The following is a 24,365-nucleotide window of genomic DNA, read 5'->3' as shown; positions in this document are numbered from 1 at the left end:
CTCCGCCGCCCTCTCTGCGCTCTGTACGGATTCGCGCACCGATGCGTTCAGCGTCGCGTCCGCGAGCGCGGCGAGTACGCGCGCGCCGGGCCGGATTCGCGCGGCTTCCGTCCACGGCGTGCCACGGGGCGCGGAATCGATTAGACTGTGCAATGTTTGCATGGCCTAATCAATTGGCCGGGAGGTGGCGCCATGCCTCACAGGACCAGGACGGTTCAACCCCCGACCGGGCTGCGGCGCACATTGCTGCGGGCGCCGATCCAGCTGTACCGATGGCGTCTGGGCTGGCTGCTCGGCAGCCGGATGCTGCTGCTCACCCACACGGGGCGCGACACCGGACTGCCCCGGCAGGTCGTCCTCGAGGTCACGGGCCGGGACCCGGACACCGGCGCATACCGGCTCGCCGCCGGCTTCGGCGAAGGATCCCAGTGGTACCGCAACATCCGGCGCACTCCGTGGGTGACGATCCAGACAGGGCTCCGAACCACGCCGGCCGTCGCCCGACCGCTCCCCCCGGACGAATCAGGCCGGCTCATGGCCGCGTACGCCTCGCGGCACCCCCGCCTGGCGCGGCGGCTGATGCGCCTGTGCGGCCTGGAGACGGACGGCAGCGCCGACGACTACTACCTGATCGGCCGGGACCACATCCCGTTCGTCGCGGTGACCCCGGCACCTCCTGACGAGTGATCCGGGCGACGATCTTCCACGCAGATAGGCGAGTTTCCATACTTTTGCGCTGGGCAATAAAATGGACATCCACCCACACAGTGGAGGAGATGGCACATGAACGACAGGGGAAGCCACGAGGCGTACTCGTTCGTCTGCCTTGGCTGCGGACGCGGGTGGGAGCAAACGTACGAGATTCGGCACGCCACCGACGTGTCAGGACGGCCCTTGACCGAGTACCACGCGGACGGCGTGCATGTGCCGTCCCCGTTGGCGCATCCCAGGTGTCCCTCATGCACCAGCACGCAGATCCGCATCCTGCGTCCTGGGCGTGTGGACGGGGCCAAGCCCTGAGTCCGGGCGCGGCCGGGTGGGCCGCTCCCCGTATCACCAGCCGACGTGCCGCTGCGTCCCGTCGGTCACGGACGGCTCGCCGCCGGCCTCGGTGAAGGCCTGCAGGGCACGGATCAGATGGCGCCGCTGACCGGGTGGCATCGCGTCGACGATGCCGGCGATCTGGGACCTGCGATGTTCGGTGGCCTCGTGCACGGTTCGCCGGCCGGTGGCGGTGAGGGAGATCACGCTGGTGCGCCGGTCGGTCGGCTGGTGGCCGCGCATCACCATGTGCACGGCTTCCAGGCGGTCGAGCATGCGCATAGCGGTCGACGGCTGCACACCCAGCTCGGCCGCGAGCTGTGACAGGCTCAGCGCGCCGCGGGTGTCGAGGACGACCAGCATCCGGAACTGCGGCAGTGTCAGGGCGTCCTCGACGGCCGCGAGCGAGCGCGCGGACACCGCGACGAGGAGGCGTGAAGCGGTCAGCACAGCACTGACCATCGCCTCGGCGTCGGATTCGGAAGCTGGGGTTCTGGCGGCCATGGGTCATTTGTACAACGTGCCTCCACACACGTGGTGGCACACCCCTGCCTGAGGCGGATGTCCGGTGCGCGGCGCCGGTGCCGCCGGACGGGCCATGTGCCGGATCCCACCCGGGCGAGAGCCCGTGCACCCAAGCAAATGCCGCAGCCGCAACCGCCCGCCGCACGGTCCGCAACCTCGGCCACTGCGCGCGTCGTCGGCGGCATCGGGCAGCTCCGTCCCCGGCCGGTGCCCGCGGACCGGTCGGCGCATCAGGTGCGGGCGAGGTCGGACAGGAGTACGGACAGGAGGCGTTCCTCCATGACCGCCCGGCCGGACCCCGCCAATGCCCGGGCCAGTCCGGGGTCCCAGGGGCTGGGTGCGGGGGGACCGGCAAGGGGCGTGGATTCGCCGTAGCCGAGGGCGGCGGTGTAGTCGGCCTCGGTCATCCGCCAGGGTTCGGCGCCGTGCCGGGCCAGGGCCGCGGCGGTGATGCGCAGGCCCGGCCAGTCGAAGTCGGCGCGCCAGCGCAGGCGTACGCCCGCGCGGGCGGCGTCGCCGAGCAGCCGGTGGCAGGCGGCGGACGGTACGCCCTCGGTGCAGACCAGGGCCGCGCCGCTGCCCTGGAGTTCGGCGGCGGCCGCGCGCAGGACGGCCGGGTTCTCGCAGACGAAGACGGTGCGGGCGGCCGGGACGACGGGGTCGGGGGCGGAGGCCAGCTGGTGGAGGGTGAGCCGGAAGGGGATGCCGGCCTCGGCGGCCTCGCGCAGCCAGCGGCTCACCGGGCCGTCGCCTCTGGCGCCGGTTCCCAGGACGAGCACCTGGCTGGCGAGGTCGTCTGCGACGACTCCGGCGCTCTCCCACAGGACGCGCCGGCCCACCCGGTCGCGCGGCACCTCGCCCGGGGTGCCGCCGCGTTCGGCCAGCGCCCGCAGCACGAGCTGCTCCAGGGGGCCGCCGGCGGCGAGGGACTTGGTGTCGCCGGTGGCCCGTTCGGCGAGCACCGGCAGCGGCACGATCCGCGACGGGTCCTCGGGGAGCCGCTCCAGGACCCGGACGGCGGCGCCGAGCAGCGGCGGTCCGGTGCGGCGCACCAGGCGTGTGAGGGTGCCGTCGGCCGCGATCTGGTCCAGCCAGCGGGTGAACCAGGCGTCGCCGGCCAGCCGGCTCGCGCGGGCGGCGTCCAGGGCCGCGGCGCGGCGGGTGTCCTCGGCGGCGCGTTCGGCGGGCCGGTCGCGCAGCGGGCCGTCCAGCCCGGCCAGGGTCTGCGTCAGCCCGGTGCCGTAGCGGCGCCGCAGGTAGTCGTCCAGGTCGCGCAGCGGCACGGTCAGGCGTGCGACGGTCTCGGGCCGGTAGCGGCCGGTGATGCCGATGACGGTGCGGCGTTCGCTCTCGTCGGGCGCGGTCAGTCCGATCTCGCCGTCCAGCGCTCCGCCGCTACGCTCCAGACGGCGCCGGGCCGCGGCCAGAAGCCTGGCCCAGCCCGCACCGCGCAGTTCCTCGTGGGCGGCCGGAGGGTCCTCAGCCGGCAACAGCGGCCTCCGGTTCCGCGGCCGGAACGCGCCGGGTACCGGGCGAGCCGAGGGCGGCGGTCAGGTCGCCGGTGTCGTCGGCGAGCAGCCGGGCGCCGTCCCAGACCAGCAACAGCGCGGAGACGGTGTGGTCGATCGCCGAGTGGGCGAGGTCGTAGTGGGCGGCGGCGGGGACCTCGGCGTGAGCGGCCCACAGGTCGTACCCGGTCATGAACAGGTCGAGGTCGAACTGGGCGGCCAGCGACATCAGTTCGCCCCGCCCGGTGTCGTCCACCCCCGCGAAGGCCTCGTCCAGGGCGAGCAGCCGAGGGGCGTGCGGGTGGGCGGAGTTGAGCATGGCGTGCGCGGCCGCGAACAGCGGAAGGTGCAGCGAGACGGACTGCTCGCCGCCCGACAGCCGGCTGTGCCGGGCGCGGGTCAGCTTCTCCTCGGTCTTGTCCGGGCGCACCAACTGGAACGCGAACTGCCGCCAGCGCCGGTAGTCCAGTACCTGGGTGAGCAGGTCGCGGTAGGGCAGGTCGCGGTGGCGGGCCCGGGCGTTCTTGATCTGCGCGGCGAAGTGGACGCGCATCCGGGTCAGCCCGTCGGGGCCCAGCCGGGCGGCGTCGGCGTCGAGCAGGGCGCAGACGGCGCGCTGCTCCTCGTCGAGCTGGTCGGCCAGCAGCCAGCTCACGCCGACGGTCGTGCCGGAGGACATGGTGCGGCTGCGCATGTCGGTGTTCATGCGGCGGATCAGGTCGCGGGCGTCGACGGTGCGGTCGTGGATCTGCTGGGCGAGCCGGGTGAGCAGGGCGTCCTCCAGGATGCGCTGCTCGGAGTCGCTGAGGAGTTCGGCCTGGTCGCGGCGGTGGGCGGCGATCTTCTCGGCGAAGGAGCCGACGGGCAACGGGCCCTCCTCGTCGGCGACGCGGACCAGGATCACACCGTCGGAGCCGTCCCATTCCGGCCGGTAGTCCTGGCCCGCGGCGGCGAGCTGCGCCTGGAGCTCGTCCAGGGCCCGGGTGAGGCGGGTGACGGACTGCTTGACGCTGTTCTCGGTCGGGGTGAGGTCGCGGGTGGCGGCCAGGACGGCCTGGTGGACGGCGTCCACGGCGGGCGGCAGGTCGTCGCCGGCCCAGTCGGCCTCCTGCGCGGGCCAGACCAGGCCCGGCGGGCAGCGCAGGATGTCCAGCAGTTCCCGGGCGGCGTACGGGCGCAGGCCACGGGCGGTGTCCTTCTCCTCGGCGGCGGCGACCGACCGGGCGTCGGCGGCGGCGGTCCGGCGGGCCTCGGCCGCGGCGGTGGCGGCGATCGCGGTGTGCTGGGCGGCGCGGGCCGCCTCCGCCTCCCGGGCCAGGCCGTCGATGCCGTCCTCGGTCTCCTGGACCTGGCGCATCACCTCCTGTGCCTCGGCCCCGACGGCCTCGTGGAGGGCGTCGAGCTTGGCCGCCTCCTCGGTGTGCCGGCGGCGCGCGGAGCGTTCGGCGTCGGCGGCGGACTCCTCGTCCTCGGCCGCGGCGGTGAGCCGGTCGGCGGCGGCACGGGCCGCCTCACTCTGCGCGGCGTGCTCACGGCGGCGCGCGGTCACGTCGCGTACCGCCTGTTCGAAGGCCCGGGTGGCGGTCTCGACGGCCTCGGCGCGGTCGGCGGGGATGCCGTGCTCGGCGGCGGCGCGGTGGAGCGCGCGCTGGGCGGCCGAGCAGGCGGCGACGGACTCGTCGTAGGCGTTCTGGGCGGTGTCGGCGGTGTCCCGGGTGGCGCGCAGGGCGGCCGCCGCCCGGTCGAGTTCGCGCAGCGCCCGGAGGACGGCGCCGGTCCGCGGCAGGGCGGCGCGGGCCGCCGCGTACGCCTCCACCGCGTCCTCGGTGCGGGCCCGGGTGCCCGCCAGTTCGCCGAGGGCGGCGGTGAGTTCGGCGATCCGCTCCTCGCAGGCGGCGATCCGGGCGGCGCGGCGGCGCTCGCGGGCGGTGGCCCCGACGTACTCGGCGTGCTCCTTGCTGTGCGCGCCGACCAGGATTCCGGCCGCGTACCGGCCGTCCGGGCTGATCTGCGGGGCCGAGGCGGAGAGGTCGCCGGTGACGGAGACGGAGCGCAGCACGGCGGTGATCCGCTCGGCGGGCAGGGCGGTGCCGTCCTCGGGCCGCAGCAGGTCGGCCAGGCTGGGGCCGTCGACCGGGGCCCCGGCCCGCAGGTAGCCGTCGCCGCATCCGGCGGGCACGTCGGTGTCCTCGGCGGTGACCAGGGCGTCGAGCAGGCCGGAGGCCTCCAGGGCGGCTTCCAGCCCGGCGCGCCGGCGGTCGCTCAGGTCGTCGGCGAAGTCGACGAGTTGCCACAGCGGCACGCCGTGGCCCCGCGTCCGGTCCGCGGTGCGCCCGCGGGCGGGGGGCGGGGCGTCGTCGTGTTCGGCGGCGATCCGGTCGCGCTCGGCCTGGCTCTCGGCGCGCCGGCGCTCCAGGTCGGCGGCCTGGGCGCGCAGCGAGGCGAGGGTGTCGCGCAGTTCCTGCACGGCGGGCGCGGTGGCCTCGGCGAAGACGTCGGCGAGGCCGGCCGCCTCGGGTTCCCCGGTGCGCTCCAGGGCTTCGGCGAGCAGGCCGGCGCCTTCCGGCGGTAGGAGTGCGCCGTGGTCGGTGTGCCATCGGGCGAGAGCGGTGCGGGCCTGTGCGCGGGTGGACTCGGCCGCCGATTCGGCTTCGACTTGCGCGGCCCCGGCCGCCGCGACGGCTTCCTGGGCTCGGTCGAGCGCGGCCCGGGTCAGGTCCCGGGTCTGCTCCGCGGCGCGCGATGCCTGCTGGGCGCCGCGCACGGCCCGTACGCCCTCGTGGCGGGCGGCGGCGAGCGCGGCGGCGCGCCGGCCGATCCGGTCGGGTTCGGCGTCGGCCGGGATCCAGGGGATGCCGGCCGCGTGGGCGTGGTCGGCGACGGCGGCGGCGTCGCGGGAGACGGCGGCGTCGAGTCCGGCGAGAAGGTGCTCGGCCCGCTCGGCCTCGGCGCGGGCGCGGCCGGTGGCGGCGGCGCGGCGTTCGCGTTCGGCCGTCGCCTGCCGGGCGGTCTGCTCGCAGGTGCGGACCAGGCGTTCCAGGTCGGCGAGCTGCTCGACGGCCTGGTAGGCGGCGGAGGACCGCAGTTGCTCCAGACGGGCCCGCCCGGCGGCCAGTGCGGCGTCGGCGGTCTCGGCGCGAGTCCCGGCGGCGGCCTGCTGTTCGCGGGCCGCCGCCAGCTCCTCGCGGGCGGCGTGCAGCGCGGCGGCGCGCTCGGCGGTCTCGGCGCGGCGGGCGGTGAGCCGGTCGGCGGCGGTACGGGCGTGGACCCGCAGGTAGGTGGAGTAGGTGAGCAGGAAGGCCCGGGTGGCGTCGTCGGCGGCGGTCAGGCCCTCCAGGGTGCGCTGCACGGACTCCATGTCGTCGAAGGAACGCGCGGCCTCGGCGATCAGGTCGTCGTCGAGCGGGCGCAGTCCCTCGCTGAGGGTGCCGGACAGTTTGGCCGGGTCGAGGTTCTTGGCGAGCTGGGGGCGGCGCAGGGTGAGGATCAGGGTGAGCAGCTGCTCGTACCGCTCCTGGCCGAGGCCGAACAGGCGGCGGTCGACGGCGGCGCGGTATTCGGTCGCGGAGGCGATCGGCTCGTGCCCGAGTTCGGCGGCCAGCTGCTTCCTGGTCATGGGCCGGTCGTCAACGGTGAGCAGGGAGAAGTCCCGTCCGACGCGGCCGTCGGCGACGAAGTGCCAGCGGGCCGGGGTGTCGCGGTGCCGCTGGGCGTGCAGTCCGATGCCGCAGGTCACGGCGTCGCCGGTGGCGGTGTGCGTGAACTCGATCCACACGTAGCCGAGTGCGCTGTCCTGCCCGCGGAAGAGCAGGTTGGACTTCATGGTGCGGTCCTCGGCGGCGAACGGGTTGAGCCGCTTGGGGTCGATCCGCCCGTCGAGGACGAAGGGGAAGAGGACTTCGAGGGCCTTGGTCTTGCCGGAGCCGTTGGGGCCGCGCAGCACCAGCCACCCGTTCGCGAAGGAGAACTCCTCGTCCCGGTAGTCCCACAGGTTGATGATCCCGGCGCGGGTGGGGACGTAACGGGAACGCGGGGCGGGGGACTGAGCGGGGATGCTCACCGGGTCGGGTCCTTCACGGTGTCGTCGGTGGTCGGAGCGGGCGGCGGCCCGGCCGGTGGGCGCGTGGGGGTCCGGGTCTTCACCTGGGCGGTGACCCCGCGGTAGCGGGCCAGCAGCGGCAGGGCGAGGACGCCGCCGTCGACGCGGGCGATCAGCGACATGGCGGCCAGCAGGCCGAGGGCCTGGTCCAGCAGCCGGTCGGGGTCGCCGCGCAGGTCGGCCGCGAAGCCCGCGCCGTACTCGACGACGATCTCCTTGAGCCTGCCGCGCAGCCAGGAGTCGGTGACGAAGGGGTGGCGGGCCGCCTGGGGCCCCGGGCCGTGCTCGTCCCGCGGCTCCGGCTCCTTCCCGTACGTCGCCGGCCGGTACCCGTACGGCGGTTCCTCCGGCTCGGACCCGGCTTCCGCCAGCCCGCCCAGGACCCCGCGCGCCGGGAGGGCGCCGTCGATGCGCCGGGCCCTGTCCGCCAGGCGTTCGGCGGCGGTGGGCGCGGAGATCAGCTCGGGGGCGTGCCGTCCGGTGCGCTGTGCGGCGGCGCTGATGCGGGCGCCCAGCAGCAGCGCGGCCTGAGCGACCGTGCCGCCCCCGGGGAAGCGGAGGTCCGACAGCCTGCCGGAGGTGTCGAGCAGGGCCACGCCCTCGGCTCTGCGCTCCACCGTGAGCCCGGTCAGGCGCTCCAGGTCCTCGGTCAGGGCCGGTGCGCGCAGCTGGCCCACGAGGCCGGGGTCGGCGTCGTGGTAGTAGGCGACCGGGTTCTCCAGCACCAGGCGTCGGGCGCGGCGGGCCTGGTCGCGGCGCTGGGCGGCGCGCCCCGAGGACAGGCTCAGCGCGCTGCCGGTGCCCAGCAGCGCGGTGACCGAGGTCAGGTGCTGCAGGACGCGGGTGGGGTGGTGGATCGCGGTGAGGATCTCACGGTCGATGTCGTACAGCGCCTCAGCCCGTTCCGGGTCGCCGGCCCAGGCGGTGGCGGAACCGTCGGCGAGGCCGAGCGCGCCGCGCTCGGTGAGCCAGGTGACGGCGTCCACGAAGGCGTCCCGGTCGGACTTGCGGGCGGTGTCCAGGCCGAGCCCGTCGATGCGCGCGGCGTCGGCGGCGACGGTCTCGGCCAGCTCGCCGAGGGCGACCTGTGTGCCGTGGCGGCCCAGGGCGGCGATGGCCAGGGCCAGGAAGGCGTAGCGTCGCCGGTCGAAGGGGCGGCCCGCGCGGGTGAGCGCCGGGCGGGTGGCGTCCAGGCCGTCCTGGACGCGCTGGAGTCGTGCGGTGTCGGCGGTGGTGACCAGCCGGTACCCGAGCGTGTCCATCAGATCGGTGCGCAACTGCTCGGCCCACCGGCGGACCACCGGCAGCGCGGTGGTGTCCGGATGGGCGGCCGTGATCAGCGGATGGCGCAGGACCAGCCGCACGGCCTTCTGGTAGTCGGCGAGTTCGAGGGGGGAGACGCCCTCGGCGACGCGGCTCACGCTCCGGTCCCCCTTCGCACCGCTGGGCGTGCCGTCGGCGCGCATCCGTCCGTCCCGTCCGTCCTCGCCTCGCTTCGCCGGCTCACGCGGTGACCTCCAGGCGCAGCCCGTCCAGGTGGAGCCGCCCGCGTACGGTGTCGACGGTGGTGGAGCCCTCGGCGGGGACGAGGGTGAGACGTACCCCGTGGGCCGATCCGGACCCGGCGGCCCCCGGGACGGTGCGGCTGGCGGGCACCCTGGCGGCCAGCGCCACGTCCAGCAGGCCGAGCAGCGCCCGCGTCTCGGCCTCCCCGAGTGTCCTGCCGTACGCCCCGCCCGACGCCAGGGACGCGGCGGCGTCCCTGCGTTCGGCCTGTTCCTTCAGCTGCCCGGCGCGCAGCCGGGCCCGCTCCGCGTCGTTGCGTTCGATGCGGCCCGGGCCGTGCAGGGCGGGGGTGCGCCCGGACTGCACCAGGGTGCGGGCGAGTTCGACCGGCTCGGCGTCCCACCAGGAGGTGCGGCCGGGGATCTGCTCGGGATCGGCGTACGGCACTCCGGCGTGGCGGGGGGCGCCGAGCCCGAAGACCGCCTGGAACAGCGCGTGCGCGTCCTCGTCGCTCCCGCAGGAGGTGAACCACTGCGCCAGGTGGCGCAGTTGGCTCTCCCGGCTCACCCCGCCCCGGCGGGCCTCGGTGACCCGCCGCAGCAGGGCCAGGACGGAGCGGATGGCGGTGACGGTGGCGTCCTGGAGCCGCTCGGCCTCGCTGTGCTCGCGCTCGGCGAACCAGTGGACGATGCCCTCCCACCGGTGCCGCCAGTCCGCGAGCCGCTCCGCGGGGCTGCGGAAGAGCCGCTCGTCGGCCTCGGCCGCGTACTCGACCATGCGCTCCACCCCGGTGGCCGCGGCCTTCTCGACGGCCTCGGCCAGCAGCGGGGCGTAGCGCCCCAGTTCGGCGGTGAACTCCCGCATGTGCGCCAGCAGGGTGTCCTTGTGCGCGAGGAACACCTCGGGCCGGGTGTCGTTGGTGCGCGCCAGGTCGCCCAGCATGAGGTAGAAGCGCGCGGCGCGCTGCGCCATCTCGTTCAGCACGGAGTCCAGGCGGCCGAGCTTGCGGTAGACCTCCTCGGCGTCCCCGGCGGTGTTGGCCTCGGCCAGCGCGTGCAGATCGGCCAGGACGTCCGGGAAGACCAGCCTGGACAGCTGGGCGTCCTCCAGCCGCGCCCCGAGCACCTCCTCCACGGCCCGGTAGGCCCGGTACCCGGCCTGGGTGAACTGGTAGACGTAGTGACGGTTGCGGTACTCGGCGAGGTTCGCCGCGCGCGTCCCGTCGTGCGAGCGGTCCAGGATCCGCCACTCGGCGAGCGCGTCGAGCAGCGGCTGCACGTCGCCGACGGCCGCCGCGGCGGGGTGCTCGGCGGCGAGCCGCTCCAGCAGCCCGGCCGCCTCCGAGGCATGGAGCAGCACCTGGTAGTTGGCCCGTCCCCGGTCCAGGGCGCGCAGCAGCCACAGGTACTCGCCGCGCTTCTCGGCGGCGGCGAAGTGGAACAGCCGCAGCCGGTCGTCGAGGGTGAAGGCGTCGATACCGAACGCGCCCTCGGACGCGGTCTCGGGGGCGTCGAGCTCGTCATTCACGGGCGGGGCGGTCTTCCTGTCTGTTCGCGCGGGCGGACGGACATCAGTCTGCCGCACCGGGACGGGTGCTGGGGCCGGGGCATCGATCACGCCGGACCGTGACCGAAAGCGATCACCCGGTGACCCGTGCCGGACCGCACGTGTGCTGCGCGGGCCGGTTTCGGGGCCGGAGTACGGGTCTCGCCGCCGGCCGGTGGCTGCAGGGCGAGCGGGTCAGAGCGAGACCACCACGAGAGCGCTCTCCAGCCCCCGGAAGTCATCGCCGTTGCGCGTGTACAGAGGGAGCCCGTGAACCGAGGCGATGGCCGCGATCATGAGGTCCAGCCGCCGGGGGCGCGGGTCGCGCTCCGCCCCCAGGACCAGGGCGACCAGGGTCCCGTAGCGCGCCGCGGCGTCGGCGTCGAAGGGCAACGGCTCGAAGTCGGCGACGGCCGCTCCCAGCATCTCCATGCGCTGAGCCCTGGCTACGGGATCCTTGGCCATGGCGACGCCTTGCTGCAACTCCGCCATCGTGACCGCGGTCAGCTCCGGGTGCACCGGCAAGGCCAGCGGATCGAGCACTGCGAGATCGATGTACGCACATGTGTCGAGCACACCCGCGGGGTGCCGCTCAGCCACGCTCGCGCTCCCAGGGATCGTCGCCGCCCACGCGGTCCGCTCCGCCGAAGAACTCCTCGGCCTCGCGCCTCATCTCGCCATGGTCCACGCGGGGCAGCCGGTGATGCCGCGCAACCAACTCCTCGGCGCTCGGACGACGCCGTCGCCGTATGGGACGGAGCTCTGCGACCTCGACGCCGTTCCGGGTGATGTGGAACGTCTCCCCGCTCGCCACGGCGTCCATGACGGCGGCGGAGTTGTTGCGGAACTCACGTTGCGTGATGGTCTTCACACGTCCAGTGTAGCGAGCCGTGTCTCGCTGTGCTACATCTCGAAGGAGTCACGACGCGCGCAGGGCCGTGGGAACCGGCGGGTACCGGCGTCCGCCCGGCGGGCGGCTGCCGCGACCGCCCACAGGTCACCACGGCCACGCGCGGCCCACCCCGGAAGACCTGCGAGGTGTGCCACCCCATCTGCTCGGCGGGGACCCGCGCGCTGCGAGGCTGCGCGCCGAGAACCGGACGACCGGCCAGGACGGCGACCTGCCCGCGTGCGGACGGGCTCACCCCGGTCCCCGGACTGCCCGTCCGAGGTGAGTCCGCAACTCCCCGACACCGTCGTTGACGAGGTGGTGAAAGGGGTACGCGGGACTCGTGCGGCGAGGTGGACCGTACTCGCCCGGTAATTGGGCCAGTTCGAGCTCGACGTCGGTGTAGCGCAGCGGCTTGTGCGGCGCCCGTTCCCCGTTCTGCGACCACTGCCGCAACTCCCGCACATGTTGCGTCCATTCCACGGGTGGACTCTCACAAGGCGCCCGAAGTGTACGAAGCCCACCTGGAGGTCGGCCGCTCGCGGCACGACCGGCGCCCTGTTGTCCGGGGGCCGGTGATCCGGGGCGGGGCGCGGACGGCCAGGTTCCGGTGGTCCGGGTGGCACCTACCAAGGACTGTGAGGAAAGAACCGGAAACCCCGCCCCACCCGGCCTCACCGGCAAGCGGTCACCCGTAGGGGTGACTTGGCGGCGCGGGGCCGGAAGGTGGGGGTATGGTCGCGGCAAACAACCCCATACAGACGAACGGCCCCGGCAGGGACTAGCGATCCCGGCCGAGGCCTGACCACCCAGGAAGAGAAGACCAGCCCTCACCCGAGCCCATGCCGCAGCCTGCCTCCCGACCCGTCCCCAGGCCCGCACCGGCGACGGCACCGCCGGCTGCCGAGGCGGTCGCCGTGCTCGCCGCCCTGCGGCTCAGGGACCCGCGACTGCTGCTCTCCGAACGGGACGTCACCCGGCTGGCACCGGCCGTGGACGACTGGCTGCGACGCGGGATCGCCCCCGGCAGGATCGCGGCGGCGCTCAGCGCCGACCTCCCCGGGCCGATCCTGCGCAAGCCGGCCGGGCTGATCGCCTACCGCCTGCACCACCTCAAACCGGTCGAGGCGGCACCGCTGCCCGCCCCTCGTGCCCAACGCCCGCACGTCCTCCCCCTGCAGAACTGCGACGTCTGCGACCGCGCCCACAGAGCCGAGCACCCAGGGCTGTGCCGGGACTGCTCCACGACCGCGAGTGCGTTCCGCGACACACGCGACGGCGGTACTCCCCCGCCGGGCGCGCGCTGGACCGTCAGGTCCAGACCCGGGCGTCCGGAGGGGCCGAGGCAGCGGCCCGGCCGTCTTCCACGGCCGGCGTCACGTCCACATGCCGGCCGGGCAGGGGTGGCTCGTTGCCTTCGCGGCCCGTCACCGGAGTCGGTCGCCTAGTCTCCCCGGTACCGCTGCTCTCGCCATGGGTCTCCGTAGTTGTGGTAGCCGGCGCTCTCCCAGAAGCCGGGCACGTCGCTTCGCCGCAGCTGGATCTCGCGCACCCACTTCGCGGACTTCCACAGGTACAGGTGCGGGACCAGCAGCCGAGCGGGGCCGCCGTGTTCGGGGTCCAGGTCCCCGCCCCCGTAGCCGTAGGCGATCCACGCCTTGCCGTCGACCAGGTCGGCGAGGGGGATGTTGGTGGTGTAGCCCCCGTACGAGGTGACGAGAACGTGCTCTGCGGCCGTCTCCACGTCCGCGAGAAGAACGTCCAGGGACACGCCGCGCCATTCGGTGCCGAACTTCGACCACTTCGTCACACAGTGCAGGTCGACGGTCGGGGACTCCGCCGGGAGTGCCATCAGCCCTGCCCAGTCCCACACGTGCTGCTTCCCGGCTTCCGTGGTCACGGACAGCTTCCAGTCCTCCCGACGGATGCGCGGGGTGGGCCCGGCGGACAACACCGGGAAGCGGGTCTCCTCGTACTGCCCGGGGGGCAGCTTCGTGCCGGCCGACGGCCTTCTGCCGTGGAAGCCGCGCGAGATGAACGCCATGCTCGTCTCCGTCCTCATGGGTCCGGGGCGGCCCCCTGTGGGGCCCTTCGAAGGTGAGCGCCCGGACGAGGCGGTTTCTTACCTCCGGCCCGGTACCGGCGACCGTCGAGCCGGAACGCGACGCGCCGGCGGCACGGGGCGGCTCCCCTTGGCTCCGGGGCACCTCCACCGCATCACGCCGACCGCCCACGCGTGTACGCGGAAGGTCGGTAGTCACTCACCCTGTCCGGTCCCGGCGGCATGCCGAGGATGTCAGCCCAGGGCGGGGTAGCCGCCGACAACGAGGTCATCGATCAGGCTCGGGTGCGTGTCCCAGCCGAACCGTTCCCGGGTCAGCGCACTCGACGACGGCATGTCGAGGGCGAACAGGCGGCCGATGAGGCCGAACCGCTCAGGCGGCGCCGACTCGACCGGCACCCCGAGAACGCCGCCGATCGCCTCGGCCAGCGACCTCATGGTGTCGCCCTCGTCGGCCACCGCGTGCAGGACCGTGCCCGGCGCGGCGTCCTCGAGTGCGGTGCGGAACAGCGGGACGGCGTCAAGCCGGTTGACCGCCGGCCATCGCTGGGTGCCGCCGCCGACGTACGCCGACACGCAACGATGCTCCTGGTCGGTGCCGGGCAGTTCCGCGGTGTGGTCGCGCGCGATCTTCTGCAGTTCCTGTCCGTCCAAGGTGATCAACTCCTCTGCCGGCTCGGGTGCCTGGCGGGTGTCGGTTCGGGTCCTTGCGCCGGCCGCCGGCCGCCGGTCGTGGCGTGGATCAGGGCCATGACCGGCCGGCCGGTGGACGTCCCCTGCCTACGGCAGGACGCGGATGACGGTCTTCCCGAGGCGTCGCGTGGTCGGGTTGAGGGCACCGACGGCATCATCGAGGCTCGCGACGTCACCGATGTTGGTCCGCAGCCGTCCGTCCCGCACCCGCTGCACGATCTCACCGAGTTCGGCGCGATCGGCTTCGACGACGAAGTCAATGGCCAGGCCGTCGGCGGGCCGTGCTTCGACCGGGCCGACGACGGACACCAGTGTTCCTCCGGCCCTGATCAGGGCGGCGGACTGCTTTTGGACGTCGCCACCGATGACATCGAAGACCAGGTCGACGCCGCCGACGTCCTTGAGCGTGTCGTTCTCGAGGTCGACGAACTCGTGCGCGCCGAAGTCGAGCGCCTTGTCGCGGTCGGCGGCGCGTCCGGTGCCGATGACGTAAGCGCCGGCTTCACGTGCGAGCTGGGTCACCATCGTCCCGACCGCCCCGGCTGCGCCATGGGCGAGGACGGTCTGACCGGCCTGGAGGCGGCCGTGCGTGAACAGGCCCTGCCACGCGGTCAGACCCGAGATCGGCAGCGACGCGCCTACCGTGAAGTCGACGTCGCCCGGCAGCGGTGCGAGGTTGCGGGCCTCGATCGCCACGTACTCCGCGAGGGTGCCGTCGCGGTGCCAGTCGGCGAGGCCGAACACCCGCTGCCCGACAGAGAGCCCCGTCGTGCCGTAGCCGAGGGCGGTGACCACTCCGGCCAGCTCGTGGCCGGGGATCGACGGTGTCTTGTCACGGCCCGCGCGATCGGCCCAGGTGGACGGCCACTCCATCTCTGTGGGGACGAAGCCCGACGCATGGATCCGGACGATGACGTCGTTGATCGCTGCGCGCGGCTCAGGCCGCTCCGTCAGCGTCATTCCTGCCGTGCCCGCGGACTGGTCGGTGACCACAATGGCTTTCATTGAATTGCTCTTCCTCGAATGTGTGGGGTGGGTTTCGGTTACCGGGTGGGTTTTAAAAGTAGGTGAACACTGGTCCACTTCGCAGCGCGAGACCGGGGTGGTGTACACCCTTTCCGGGCCGGGGTAGCCGGCGGCCGACAGCACCGTTTCAACGATGACGGGCGTGGAGCGCAGGAACCGCAGCAACTGCTGAAGGGTTTCCTCCGGCATGGTCTTGCCGGGTCCGAAATACCTGATGCCGCTCGTTCATGAGCCTATCGGGATTCATCTCGATCCGCCTTCATCTCGGGGCTGGGTAAGACGACCGCGGCGCCCTTCGGAGGAAGGCGTGTTCCCGGCGGCGGCCTCTTCCTCTTCCGCCCCGGGTGGACGACTGCCAGGTCCCCGGGATGTGTGCGACGCCCGATCCGAGCTCCCCGGTCAGCGCTGCCGGGCCGGCGTCGTCGCCGCCGCGTCAGCCCGCAGCGCTGAGATGTCCGCCGGCCATCAGCCGAGCCCGCAGTTTCCTACGGGCGTCGAACATCGTCTTGTAGAGCGCGTTGCGGTTCGTCTCCAGCTCACTGGCGAGCTTTTCCAGGGGGACCCCGTTGACGACGGCGGTGAAGACCTTCCGCTGGCGGGCGGTCAGTGCCGTCTCGACCGCGTCCCGCGCGGCTTCGACCAGCTCTCGCGCCTGCCAGTGGCTGACCGGATCGGTACCGGAGCGGTCGGGCACTTGCGCCCATTCGTCAAAGTCGAACCGGGTGTTCGAGACACGCCGGAAGTGGCGGCTCAGCGCGTTGGACACTTCGAGCACGACAAATCGGAATGCCCATGTGGTGAACCTGGCATCACCTCGGAACTGCTCAATTTTGTTCGTAATTCTCATCAGTGCGTCGGCTGCCGCCTGATGGGCGAGATCGTTCAGCTCGGGCCCGGCAATTCGGTAACGAGGACCCCGGCGGAACACCTCGTCCATGGCGATCCGCACCAGCAGTTCATGAAGCCGCGTGCAGGCCTGCTCGTACCGCGGCCCGCGCCCGCCCTCCAGCGCGTCCACCCAGGCGGCGGACTCGGGGTCGAGTCGCCCTCGGCTCGCGGCGGGCCCTGCTGCCGGGGCGCTGCCGCCGGTTCCGGCCTGCGCGTCCGGAGCGGGGCGGCAGGTCTTCTCAATGTCTGCACAGTGCATGGTTCTGTCCCCAGGTCCTCTTGTGCGGACAAGCCAATCACGTGGCCATCTACCGGCCGTCTACGCGAAGTCGCTGTTTTCTCTCTCGCCGTGTCCGCATCCCCGGGATTTCAGGGACGGGGTTCCGGCGTGTTTTCGCGAGCGCCCCGCGCGCAGCGTGAGGCGTGCTTTCCCGTGCTGTCGAGAGCGGCTGGTGAGCGGGGCGGCCGCGGGGGCCCTGCACGCCGGTGCGAGCGGACACGCTGTGCGCAACTCGGGCGGGTACGGCGGCGGCAGCCGACCGGGCCTGCCGCCGCTCCCCGGGCATGCACGACATCATGGCGCCCACGTTGTCCCCGTCGTTTCCGCGATCTCGCGGTAGGAGACGCGCGGCGGTCGCTCAGGAGTCCTCTCGGGTGTCGGGCACCACGTGGACGGCGGCCTCTTCGGCGGAGGCGGCGCCGTTGTCGATGCCCACGTCCCGCGCCCAGTAGTCGTCGCCGTCGTATCCCTCGGCGAGAACGTCCGTGTCCCAGGCGAGGAGGCGTCCCGCGCGTTCGTCGCCGACCTGGTCGTCGATGAGCTCTCCGTCCGTGCCGATCGTGTCGCCCAGCCCGTCGCCCTCGTCCGATGCGCTGACTTCCGGCACCTCGCGCCTGAGCCGATGCGCGAGGTCCTCGTGGGAGGCGCCCTCCCGCGCGGTGACGCCCCAGTCGTTGACGGCGAGGGGCCTGTCGGCGGGTGAGTAGCCCCGGTCCAGGACGTCCTCTCCCAGTTCGTCCTCGTCGTACTCCTCCTGCGAGCGCAAGGGGTTGGAGTCGGCCAGGTCCTCGTAGGACGGGAAATTGTCCGGTGAAGTCATTACGGCCTCCATGCCGTCGGAGCCCCGTGACGGCTCAGTGCCGGCGCCTCGGTGACGGCGCGGCGGGAGAAGACCATTCAAGCGGCCCGGTATCGACGCGGCGTCTATCCGGCATGGTCACCCGGGCGGCGAGGTCGGGGCTCGGAGCTGCCTGGGATCGGTCGCGGCGAGAGTCGCCGCCATTCGAGCGGCGGTCTCGTCGGCAGCCTTGAGCGAGGTCTTTTGGCTGCCCCGCCCGGGGTGGGTGTCAGGTGGCCGCCCCGGGCGGGGCATGAGGGATACGTCTAGCTGCGGCCTGCCATGACTCCGCCGTCGACGTTGAGGATGGCGCCTGTGGTCCAGCTCGAGGCCGGCGAAAGGAGGAAGACGATCGCGGAGGCCACGTCCTGCGGGGTGCCGACCCGGCCCAGCGGGTGCAGTCCGCTCAGCTGATCCATCGCGTCGTCCAACTGGTCCGCGGGAAAGACCTTCTCGAACAGGGGTGTCCTGGTGACAGCGGGAGCCACGGCGTTCACACGGATGCCCTCGCCGGCGAGCTCGATGGCCAGGTTGTGCGTAAGGGCGTGCAGGCCGGCCTTGGCCATCGAATAGGCCGATGACGGTGTCACGGCGAGGGCCTGGTGCGCCCACATGCTGCCCACGTTCACGATGGCGCCGCCCTGACCGCCGGCGACCATGCCCCGGACGACGGTCTGCGTCAGGAAGAAGGTCGCCCTGTTGAGGTCGTGGTAGGAGTCGTAGTCCGCGACCTCGTAGTCGAGGAAGGGCTTGGGCAGGAAGAACCCCGCCGAGTTGACGAGGAGGGTGGCGTCGGGGTGGTCCTCTGCCAGTTGCTTCTGCGCCTCGACGACCTGGTCCCGGTCTGCCAGGTCGGCCTCGATCGGCCATGCGTTGCCGGAGCGCGACAGGCTTGCGACGGCGTCGTCGAGTTTCCGGCCCGGGCGGCCGACGATCACCGCGCTGCCGCCCGCCGCGATCACGTCCTCGGCGACCTTGAGGCCCATGCCGCTGGCGCCACCGATCACAACGAGCTTCTTGCTTTCGAAGTCCGTGGCCATGCGAATCACTCTCCACTGAGCAGCGAACACTTCTTGCCTGCAATCAACCCTGCCACGGCGGGATCTACAGCAGCTCTACAAGGCCCCTACGGCGCCTATCGCAGCGGCCCGGCGGTCAGGCGAACGGGAGCTGCGTCGATCCGTTCTGCCCGCCGCCTCTGGTCCTCCGCGTGCTGTCGCGCGGAGATGGCCCGCGCACAGGAGCCGCGGTAAAGCCGCTGTACGGTCCGCTGCCCGGCTGCGGCCTCCCGAGACCGCGCCGGCCTCTGTCGACAGCCGGGCCGGGCCCCGACGGCCCGCGGTCGCGGGGCGCGGCTGCGGCACGGCCGCGTGCCGTCGGCGAAGCCGGCCTCGACACCATCCTCGGTGCCTCGGCTGCGGAGGATCCCCGGCTTGACATCGCGCTCCCGCGGGGAGGGACGGGCACCTGCCGGGGGTGTGCACGCCGCGTAGATCTCGAGGGCGCGACGCACCCGGCGTGCTGCCCTTGAGGGACAGGGGGCTGTTTGCCGCCCCGGGGACGCGCCTCGCGTCTCATGTGCGCCGGACGACCAGCACGGCCACGTCGTCGAGGTGGTCCACCGCGGCCACCGCGTCGAGTATGCGGTCTGCGGTCGCCTCGGCGCCGAGCCGCTCCTTGAGGGCTCGGCCGGCCAGCGCTCCCACGCGCTCCAGTCCCCCCTCCAGGGTCAGGCCCGGCCCTTCGACGACACCGTCGGTGACCATGACCAGCGCGGTGCCCTCTTCCAGACCGAAGGTCTCCTCGGGGTACTCGGTGCCGGGCACGATTCCCAGGACCGGCCCGCCGGGAAGTGTGCGGACGGTGTGGCTGCCGTCGTCGCGTGCGTGGAGCAGCGGCACGTGGCCCGCGCTGGCGCCGGTGACCTGTCCGTCCTGCGGATCGACGTGCAGCATGGTGCAGCTCGCGAAGCGCGGCGCGTCCATCGCGACGAGCAACTCGTTGGTGCGCGTCAGCACCGTCCCCGGCCCGGGTTCGTGGGCGGCGATCGCGCGCATGGACGAGCGCACCTGGCCCATGAAGACCGCGGCATCCACGTCGTGCCCTTGAACGTCGCCGATCTCCAGCGCGACCGCGCCGTCGGGCAGGAAGAACGCGTCGTACCAGTCGCCGCCGATGTCCAGCCCGTCCCGGCTGGGCTGGTAGCGGGCGGTGATCTCCAGGCCTGGGAGGTGCTCCGGCAGCGTCGGGAGCATGCTCTGCTGGAGCGTCGTCGACAACTCGACGTGGGCTTGCTGCAACCTGATGCGCCTCAGCGCCTGGCCTGCCAGATCCGCCAGAGCCGTCATGAAGGCGAGCTTCTCCGCGGACGGGGGGTGCTCACTGTCGTACGTCACCACCCAGGCTCCGAGCGGCCGGTCATCCGCCGGGCTGAGGGGGGTGATCGACAGGCTGGTGCCGGAGTCGGGGCCCGCCAGGGGCAGACGGTCGACATGCGGCCAACGGCGCGTCAGTTCCTCGTGGTTGCGGAAGAACTGGGCCTGACCGGTTCGGATCACGCACGGCAAGGGCCGGTCCTCGTCCAGCGACAGGCCGTGCAGAGCGTCCGCCTCCCACGTGGGGATCCCGGCATCCGAGGAGACCCGCAGGCGCCCGTCGTCGACGAGGGCGAGGAGCGCGCCGGAACCTCCGACGACGGAGGCGAGCCGGGCCAGGACGACCTGCTGCAGTTCCTGCTCGGTGGCGGCGGTGAACAGGGCGGAGGAGAACGCGGTGATCCCGTCGGCGCGTTCCCGCTCCACGCTCACCTGGGCCAGCATCTCCTGGCGGTGCGCCTCGGAGTGGGTGTCGTCGCGGACCACCCCGAAGACCCGTTCGGGGCCGCCGTATCCCAACTGGATCCGACGGGCCTGGCCTGCGAGAACACGCCAGCCAAGGCGCTCGGCGAGGAACCGCGACCTGATCCACGGGGACTGTGCGGCGGACGAGCGCACAAGCCGCCGCACGTCCTTGCGGTCATCGGGGTGCACTCGCCTGATCACCGTGGACAGGGACACGGACTCCTGCGGGAAGAGCGCGGCCAGGGCGGGTGCGCCACCCAGCCACTCCATCTGGCGCTCACCGGTGGAACACATGAACAGGCCGAGGCCGGCAGCCTTCGCCGCAAGCTGGAACGGGATCAGCAGCCCACCGAGGTCGTGCCTGGCGTCCAGCGAATGCACCCACACAAGCCGCTCGCCGCTCGAGGGATCCGTCACCGGCCGCGCCTCGACGAGGCAGACCACCGATGCGGTGCTCGTGCCCGGAAATTCCAGCACACGCATCGCGAGCCTGTTCGCCGTGGCCCCGTGTGCCAGCAGGCTCCCGGCCGGGACGCGCTGATCCTCGGAGAGGAGATCACCGAAGCCACGGCCCACGCACTGTTCCTTCGGCCTGCCCAGTGCCATGGCCATCGCCGCGTTGAGGGAGCGGATGACGCCGTCCAGAGTCAGGAGAGCCGACGGTGTGGCCCCCTGGAAGAGTTCGTCCGAGACGTCCATGTCCCGGTCCCTGACCATCATCGTCGAGCGATATGACCTCGTCCCTCAACCACAGTATCGGGCCTACGCCGGCCCAGCCGGTCCGTCGCGCCGATGCGCGCGGTGACCGACGTTGCCGTCGGCAGGCGCGGGCGGTGACCTGCTCAGGGCCGGGCGAGGTCTTGATGACGGTGAGGTTCGCCGCGATGACCGGCCGTGTCGGGTGTTTCGGGTCGTGCCGGTGTGGGGTTGCGTGCGGCGAGGACGGTGAAGAGGGTGGCCGCGACGGCGAGTCCGCCGTATCCGAGTGCGATCCGCGGCAGCGGGAGGGCGTTCGAGAGCTGGCCGGATACGAGGCTGGGGAAGGCGGCGCCGCTGTAGCAGATGAGGTAGATCGCGCTGAAGATCGGTGCCTGGTCGGCCAGGGTGCTGTCGTGCAGCAGGCCGCGGGTGGCGGCACTGATGGCGATGCCTTGACCGACGCCGGCGACGATGGTCGCGGCGATGAACAACGGCAGTGTGCCGATGGTGATCGCTGTCATGATGCCGGTCCATCCGGCCAGGAAGATGATCATGCCGATGCGTTGGGCCGCCGCGGATGTGAATCGGCCGCCGATGGGAGCGCCGAGAACGCTGAGGGCCATGTAGGCGGCGAACACCAGTCCGAGGATGAGCGGGCTGTGGGTGTGGAGTTGGTCTTCGACCAGCGCGGGCACGAAGGCCTGGTAGAAAGCGCCGGTCGCCCAGGTGGCCAGGAACACCGCGGCCGTTGAACAGGGGGATCGGTGCGGCCGACGCGGCAAACGCGGCCACCAGGGAGATCACCGCGGATGAGAATGCCAGCCGGAGCTTCCTGCCCCGGCGCGCCAGATTGATCACTGGTGCCGCGTCTTGCACGAGCCGTGCCTTTCTCTTGTTTCTGGTTTCCGGGGGACCCGGGCTGTGTCTCGGCCCGATGGACCGACGCCGGGCTGAGCGAGGTCGGCGCACCCGAGTTCCGGTGCGAGGTGCCCGACGGGGCACGTATCCGACGTTGATCCGCGCGGAGGGCAGGACCGGTCGATGAGGGCAGGACCAGCCGCTGTCCTCGAGCCCTCACGGACGAATGCCGGTGATCATCTTTCGGGTGATCCGCTCGGGCGGGTCGAAGGCGGCGACGGCGTCGTCGGGGGTCGAGACGTCGCTGATGAGTGTCCGCAGCCGTCCGTCCCGGACCCGCCGGGCGATCTCCCCCGTGGGGCGCGATCGGGCACGGCGACGAAGTCGATCACCAGGCCGTCCGCGGGCCGGGCCTCGGGCCGCCCGGCGATGGTCACCGGCGTTCCCCCGATCACGCCCGCGGGCCGCTTCCCGATGTCCCCGCCGATGACGTCGAACACCAGGTCGGCTTCGCCGGCGTCTTTCAGGGCGTCGTTCACAGGCATGCGCGTCTGAACGCCGGAGGGCTACGCCAGGTCGCGCTCGATCCCGGTGAGTTCACCGCCGTGCCCGCCTTCCGCGGGTGGGCGCCTGGGGTAGGCGCCGGCGCCGGGATGAACGCTGTCGATGAGGTCGGCGTACTCGGGATTGCGGTCGATGAACTCACCCACCACCGGGCAGATGATGGTGATTTTCTTCCCGCTCTCGCGGATTTCGTCCAGCACGCGCGAGATGAGCTCCGTGGCCACCCGGTTCTTGCGGTAGGCGGGGTCGACCCAGGTCGTCAGCAGCACGACGCGGCCGCCCACGAACCGGTACGAGAGCTCGCCGATCCCCTCGTCACCGAGGGCGGCGATCCAGCGACCGTGCTCCGCGTCGTCGAGCACATCGAGCTCCCACTTCGACTCCACCTCGCCAGGACTTTCCTCACCCAAAGCAGCGATGAGCGCAGCGTTGTTCTCCGCACGGGCGGACGCCTCGGCACCGGGATCGAACATCATGGTCACACTTCCTGTCGACGGAGCTCATGGGCGGGAACCGGACCCATCAGGTGTGGCCCTCGGCTGCTCCCGGCGCTTGGGCTCGATGAGGTGGGCGCTTTCCGGAGGGCTCTCCTCGGCGGGGAACCGACCGCGTGCTGTGGGTGGCCGACCGGAGGAACATCACGGCGGTGTCCGGCCCGGACCGACAGGCCGACCGTGCGGAAAAGGCCCCCACCGCAAACGTCGCGCGGCCCCGTCGCGGTCACCGCGCGAGCCGGTCCCGACAGGTGGTCCTGGCCGATGACGGGCATAGGTCCGGGCCACGGGCCGGTTGCACGTTCGGCCTTCATTCTTCGCTGCCGGCAGTGATCGGTGTGCCCTGTCAGTTCTCGACCCTGACCTGACGTGCGTCGAAGGCGACATAGCCGCTGAAGTCCCGACCGACACGGGCCGCCGCCGACTCCTTGATCGCCGGGTAGGACCAGGCCCCGTCCCTGAGCACCGTCTCGCCGACCACTACGTCGTGATACTGCGCCTTCCCCTTCCAGGGGCAGGTGTAGGGGGTGCCGCTGTCGCTGAGCGCGCCTGCCGCAACCGAGTCCGGCGGGAAGTAGACACTTCCCTCGATACTGATGACCGCCTCGCTCGCGGCCTCGGCCACGACGGTCTCCCCAACCACTGCCTTCATCGGTCTTTCCTTTCATCGATCCCTTTGCCGAGGCCGTATCCGCCCTGATGCCCGGCCGCGTGAGCCCGGAGGAACGCATTGCCTGTGCGGTGGCTCTCCACCTCGCGATCAACGGTTCGGACCGCCGGCTTCGGTCGGGCGTCCAGCCGGTGCGGTCACAGCCGCTCGCGGATCCGGCCAGAGGTCGGCGTCGGGTGGGCTCGGCTTCTTACCCGTGTCTCGACACTACGGGCGATCGGGGACGTGGGCTCATCGGCGCCGGCCGGCCGCGCCGCATCACTCTGCTCAGCGGCCGGGGTCGTCGCATTGCGCCACCCGGAGCTCGCGGCAGCACGCCGTGAGGCCGCGACCGGACTCCTCGGAGAAAACCCCTGACCGCGGCCGGCGGTCTCAGCCACCGGCCGCCGCCCGCGCCGACTCGGCCGCAGCACGATCGGTGCAGCCCGGGTGGCGGGCGTCGACCAGATCGGCGTAGGCCGTGGTTCGCGCGAGGTAGTCGACCACAAAGGGGCAGATCACGGTGATCGTGCCCTCGCGAGCGCGGATCTCGTCGAACACCCGCCGCACCAGCGCGCTCCCCACACCCTGATGCTGACGACCTGACGCGACCTCAGTGTGCCGCAGGGCGTACCGGTTGGGCTTCAGGTGCGTGTAGTAGAGCCAGCCGGCCAGGTCGTCGTCACGGCAGAGCTCGAAGCGGCCCTGATCGACGTTGTCGATCAGCCGCTCGTTTGCCGGCACCCGCTCTTCGCTGCTCATCGCCTTACCCCTCCCACATCTCGTCCCGCCGACCCTCCGAGAACAGCCTCGGACCCTACAGTCCAGTGCGACGCTTCGTCATCTGCAGATATTCCAGTAATCTTGAAGCACATTGGACTATATAGTCCCTTCATGTGCGGTGAGGACCACTCGGGGCCCACCAGCCGAAGAGAACGGCGGGAAGAGACATGGAGCCATCACCGGCTGCCGTCGAGGTGCACAAGGACGAGGCCACCCGCCTCTACGAGGCACTGCTCGACGGCCAGGTCGTCGGCAGCCTGGCCTACGAGACCGCGGGCGGACGTGTCACCCTCACCCACTCGTACGTGGACCCGGACCAACGGCATCGGGGCATCGCGTCGGCCCTGGCGCGCCACGCCCTGGAAGACCTGACGGAAAGTCCGTCGAAGGTGGGCATCTACTGCGGTTTTGTCGCCGACTACGTCCAGGACCACCCTGAGTGGAACGACTCCGTCGACATCAGCCGCTCGGCCTTCATCGCCACTCGCACCGCGCGAGACACCACCAGCGGGCACTGACACCACGGACGATCCGCACGTCGCCATCGAGCCCGAGCACATCGTGACGTGTCGCCCCGT

At 72.3% G+C, this 24,365-nt stretch carries 20 protein-coding genes and 1 pseudogene; 2 read left to right on the top strand and 19 right to left on the bottom strand.

Annotated features, from left to right (window positions below):
- Nucleotides 1-192: 192 nt before the first annotated feature.
- Complete coding sequence (locus tag ACRWNP_RS16430) at nucleotides 193-687, top strand: nitroreductase family deazaflavin-dependent oxidoreductase (RefSeq protein WP_431961974.1); 495 nt, start codon at nucleotides 193-195, stop codon at nucleotides 685-687.
- Nucleotides 688-1,053: 366 nt separating this feature from the next.
- On the opposite strand, the gene ACRWNP_RS16425 is transcribed toward ACRWNP_RS16430, so the two are convergent.
- The 19 genes and pseudogenes from ACRWNP_RS16425 to ACRWNP_RS16335 all read right to left on the bottom strand — a co-directional run bounded on the left by ACRWNP_RS16425 (nucleotide 1,054) and on the right by ACRWNP_RS16335 (nucleotide 23,766).
- On the bottom strand, nucleotides 1,054-1,545 hold the full coding sequence (locus ACRWNP_RS16425; RefSeq protein ID WP_431961973.1) for a MarR family winged helix-turn-helix transcriptional regulator: 492 nt from the start codon (nucleotides 1,543-1,545) through the stop codon (nucleotides 1,054-1,056).
- Nucleotides 1,546-1,796: 251 nt separating this feature from the next.
- A complete protein-coding gene (locus ACRWNP_RS16420; protein WP_431961972.1) occupies nucleotides 1,797-3,056 on the bottom strand; it encodes a TIGR02679 family protein in 1,260 nt (419 codons plus the stop codon).
- Nucleotides 3,046-7,134 carry a TIGR02680 family protein gene (locus ACRWNP_RS16415; RefSeq protein WP_431961971.1) on the bottom strand — a complete coding sequence of 1,363 codons (4,089 nt, stop codon included), beginning with the start codon at nucleotides 7,132-7,134 and terminating at the stop codon, nucleotides 3,046-3,048. Before ACRWNP_RS16415 ends, ACRWNP_RS16420 begins: the two co-directional genes overlap by 11 nt.
- Nucleotides 7,131-8,594 (bottom strand): TIGR02678 family protein, encoded by a 1,464-nt coding sequence (locus ACRWNP_RS16410; RefSeq protein WP_431961970.1) that lies wholly within the window; start codon nucleotides 8,592-8,594, stop codon nucleotides 7,131-7,133. Before ACRWNP_RS16410 ends, ACRWNP_RS16415 begins: the two co-directional genes overlap by 4 nt.
- Nucleotides 8,595-8,676: 82 nt before the next feature.
- Nucleotides 8,677-10,206 (bottom strand): TIGR02677 family protein, encoded by a 1,530-nt coding sequence (locus ACRWNP_RS16405; RefSeq protein WP_431961969.1) that lies wholly within the window; start codon nucleotides 10,204-10,206, stop codon nucleotides 8,677-8,679.
- A 213-nt stretch (nucleotides 10,207-10,419) separates the two neighbouring features.
- Nucleotides 10,420-10,824 carry a type II toxin-antitoxin system VapC family toxin gene (locus tag ACRWNP_RS16400; protein WP_431961968.1) on the bottom strand — a complete coding sequence of 135 codons (405 nt, stop codon included), beginning with the start codon at nucleotides 10,822-10,824 and terminating at the stop codon, nucleotides 10,420-10,422.
- The gene (locus tag ACRWNP_RS16395) at nucleotides 10,817-11,095 is read right to left on the bottom strand and encodes a type II toxin-antitoxin system Phd/YefM family antitoxin (protein WP_431961967.1); all 279 of its coding nucleotides are present in this window, start codon (nucleotides 11,093-11,095) and stop codon (nucleotides 10,817-10,819) included. The genes ACRWNP_RS16400 and ACRWNP_RS16395 overlap by 8 nt, the downstream gene beginning before the upstream one ends.
- 271 nt (nucleotides 11,096-11,366) lie before the next feature.
- Nucleotides 11,367-11,596: pseudogene (locus ACRWNP_RS16390) on the bottom strand (phosphorothioated DNA-binding restriction endonuclease); the annotation flags it as partial.
- Between the two features lie 961 nt (nucleotides 11,597-12,557).
- The gene (locus ACRWNP_RS16385) at nucleotides 12,558-13,157 is read right to left on the bottom strand and encodes a molybdopterin-dependent oxidoreductase (protein WP_431961966.1); all 600 of its coding nucleotides are present in this window, start codon (nucleotides 13,155-13,157) and stop codon (nucleotides 12,558-12,560) included.
- A gap of 252 nt (nucleotides 13,158-13,409) precedes the next feature.
- Nucleotides 13,410-13,829, bottom strand: a complete 420-nt coding sequence (locus ACRWNP_RS16380; RefSeq protein ID WP_431961965.1) for a hypothetical protein — start codon at nucleotides 13,827-13,829, stop codon at nucleotides 13,410-13,412.
- A gap of 126 nt (nucleotides 13,830-13,955) precedes the next feature.
- Complete coding sequence (locus tag ACRWNP_RS16375) at nucleotides 13,956-14,873, bottom strand: NADP-dependent oxidoreductase (RefSeq protein WP_431962014.1); 918 nt, start codon at nucleotides 14,871-14,873, stop codon at nucleotides 13,956-13,958.
- Between the two features lie 454 nt (nucleotides 14,874-15,327).
- On the bottom strand, nucleotides 15,328-15,912 hold the full coding sequence (locus ACRWNP_RS16370) for a sigma-70 family RNA polymerase sigma factor (RefSeq protein ID WP_431961964.1): 585 nt from the start codon (nucleotides 15,910-15,912) through the stop codon (nucleotides 15,328-15,330).
- A gap of 508 nt (nucleotides 15,913-16,420) precedes the next feature.
- Complete coding sequence (locus ACRWNP_RS16365; protein ID WP_431961963.1) at nucleotides 16,421-16,882, bottom strand: DUF5709 domain-containing protein; 462 nt, start codon at nucleotides 16,880-16,882, stop codon at nucleotides 16,421-16,423.
- A 284-nt stretch (nucleotides 16,883-17,166) separates the two neighbouring features.
- Nucleotides 17,167-17,940 (bottom strand): SDR family NAD(P)-dependent oxidoreductase, encoded by a 774-nt coding sequence (locus ACRWNP_RS16360; protein ID WP_431961962.1) that lies wholly within the window; start codon nucleotides 17,938-17,940, stop codon nucleotides 17,167-17,169.
- A gap of 534 nt (nucleotides 17,941-18,474) precedes the next feature.
- A complete protein-coding gene (locus ACRWNP_RS16355) occupies nucleotides 18,475-20,439 on the bottom strand; it encodes a SpoIIE family protein phosphatase (RefSeq protein WP_431961961.1) in 1,965 nt (654 codons plus the stop codon).
- A gap of 143 nt (nucleotides 20,440-20,582) precedes the next feature.
- On the bottom strand, nucleotides 20,583-21,179 hold the full coding sequence (locus tag ACRWNP_RS16350; RefSeq protein ID WP_431961960.1) for an MFS transporter: 597 nt from the start codon (nucleotides 21,177-21,179) through the stop codon (nucleotides 20,583-20,585).
- 684 nt (nucleotides 21,180-21,863) lie between these two features.
- Complete coding sequence (locus ACRWNP_RS16345) at nucleotides 21,864-22,337, bottom strand: GNAT family N-acetyltransferase (protein ID WP_431961959.1); 474 nt, start codon at nucleotides 22,335-22,337, stop codon at nucleotides 21,864-21,866.
- Nucleotides 22,338-22,701: 364 nt separating this feature from the next.
- Nucleotides 22,702-23,007: a DUF427 domain-containing protein gene (locus ACRWNP_RS16340; protein WP_431961958.1), complete on the bottom strand. Its 306-nt coding sequence runs from the start codon at nucleotides 23,005-23,007 to the stop codon at nucleotides 22,702-22,704.
- Between the two features lie 390 nt (nucleotides 23,008-23,397).
- The gene (locus ACRWNP_RS16335; RefSeq protein ID WP_431961957.1) at nucleotides 23,398-23,766 is read right to left on the bottom strand and encodes a GNAT family N-acetyltransferase; all 369 of its coding nucleotides are present in this window, start codon (nucleotides 23,764-23,766) and stop codon (nucleotides 23,398-23,400) included.
- Nucleotides 23,767-23,954: 188 nt separating this feature from the next.
- On the opposite strand from ACRWNP_RS16335, the gene ACRWNP_RS16330 reads away from it, so the two are divergent.
- Complete coding sequence (locus ACRWNP_RS16330; protein ID WP_431961956.1) at nucleotides 23,955-24,305, top strand: GNAT family N-acetyltransferase; 351 nt, start codon at nucleotides 23,955-23,957, stop codon at nucleotides 24,303-24,305.
- Nucleotides 24,306-24,365 lie beyond the last annotated feature (60 nt).

This window comes from Actinacidiphila sp. bgisy160 (assembly GCF_965342435.1).
Taxonomy (GTDB): domain Bacteria; phylum Actinomycetota; class Actinomycetes; order Streptomycetales; family Streptomycetaceae; genus Actinacidiphila.
The sequence above is the reverse complement of the archived record's forward strand: the minus strand, read 5'-3'. Positions and strand labels throughout refer to the sequence as shown.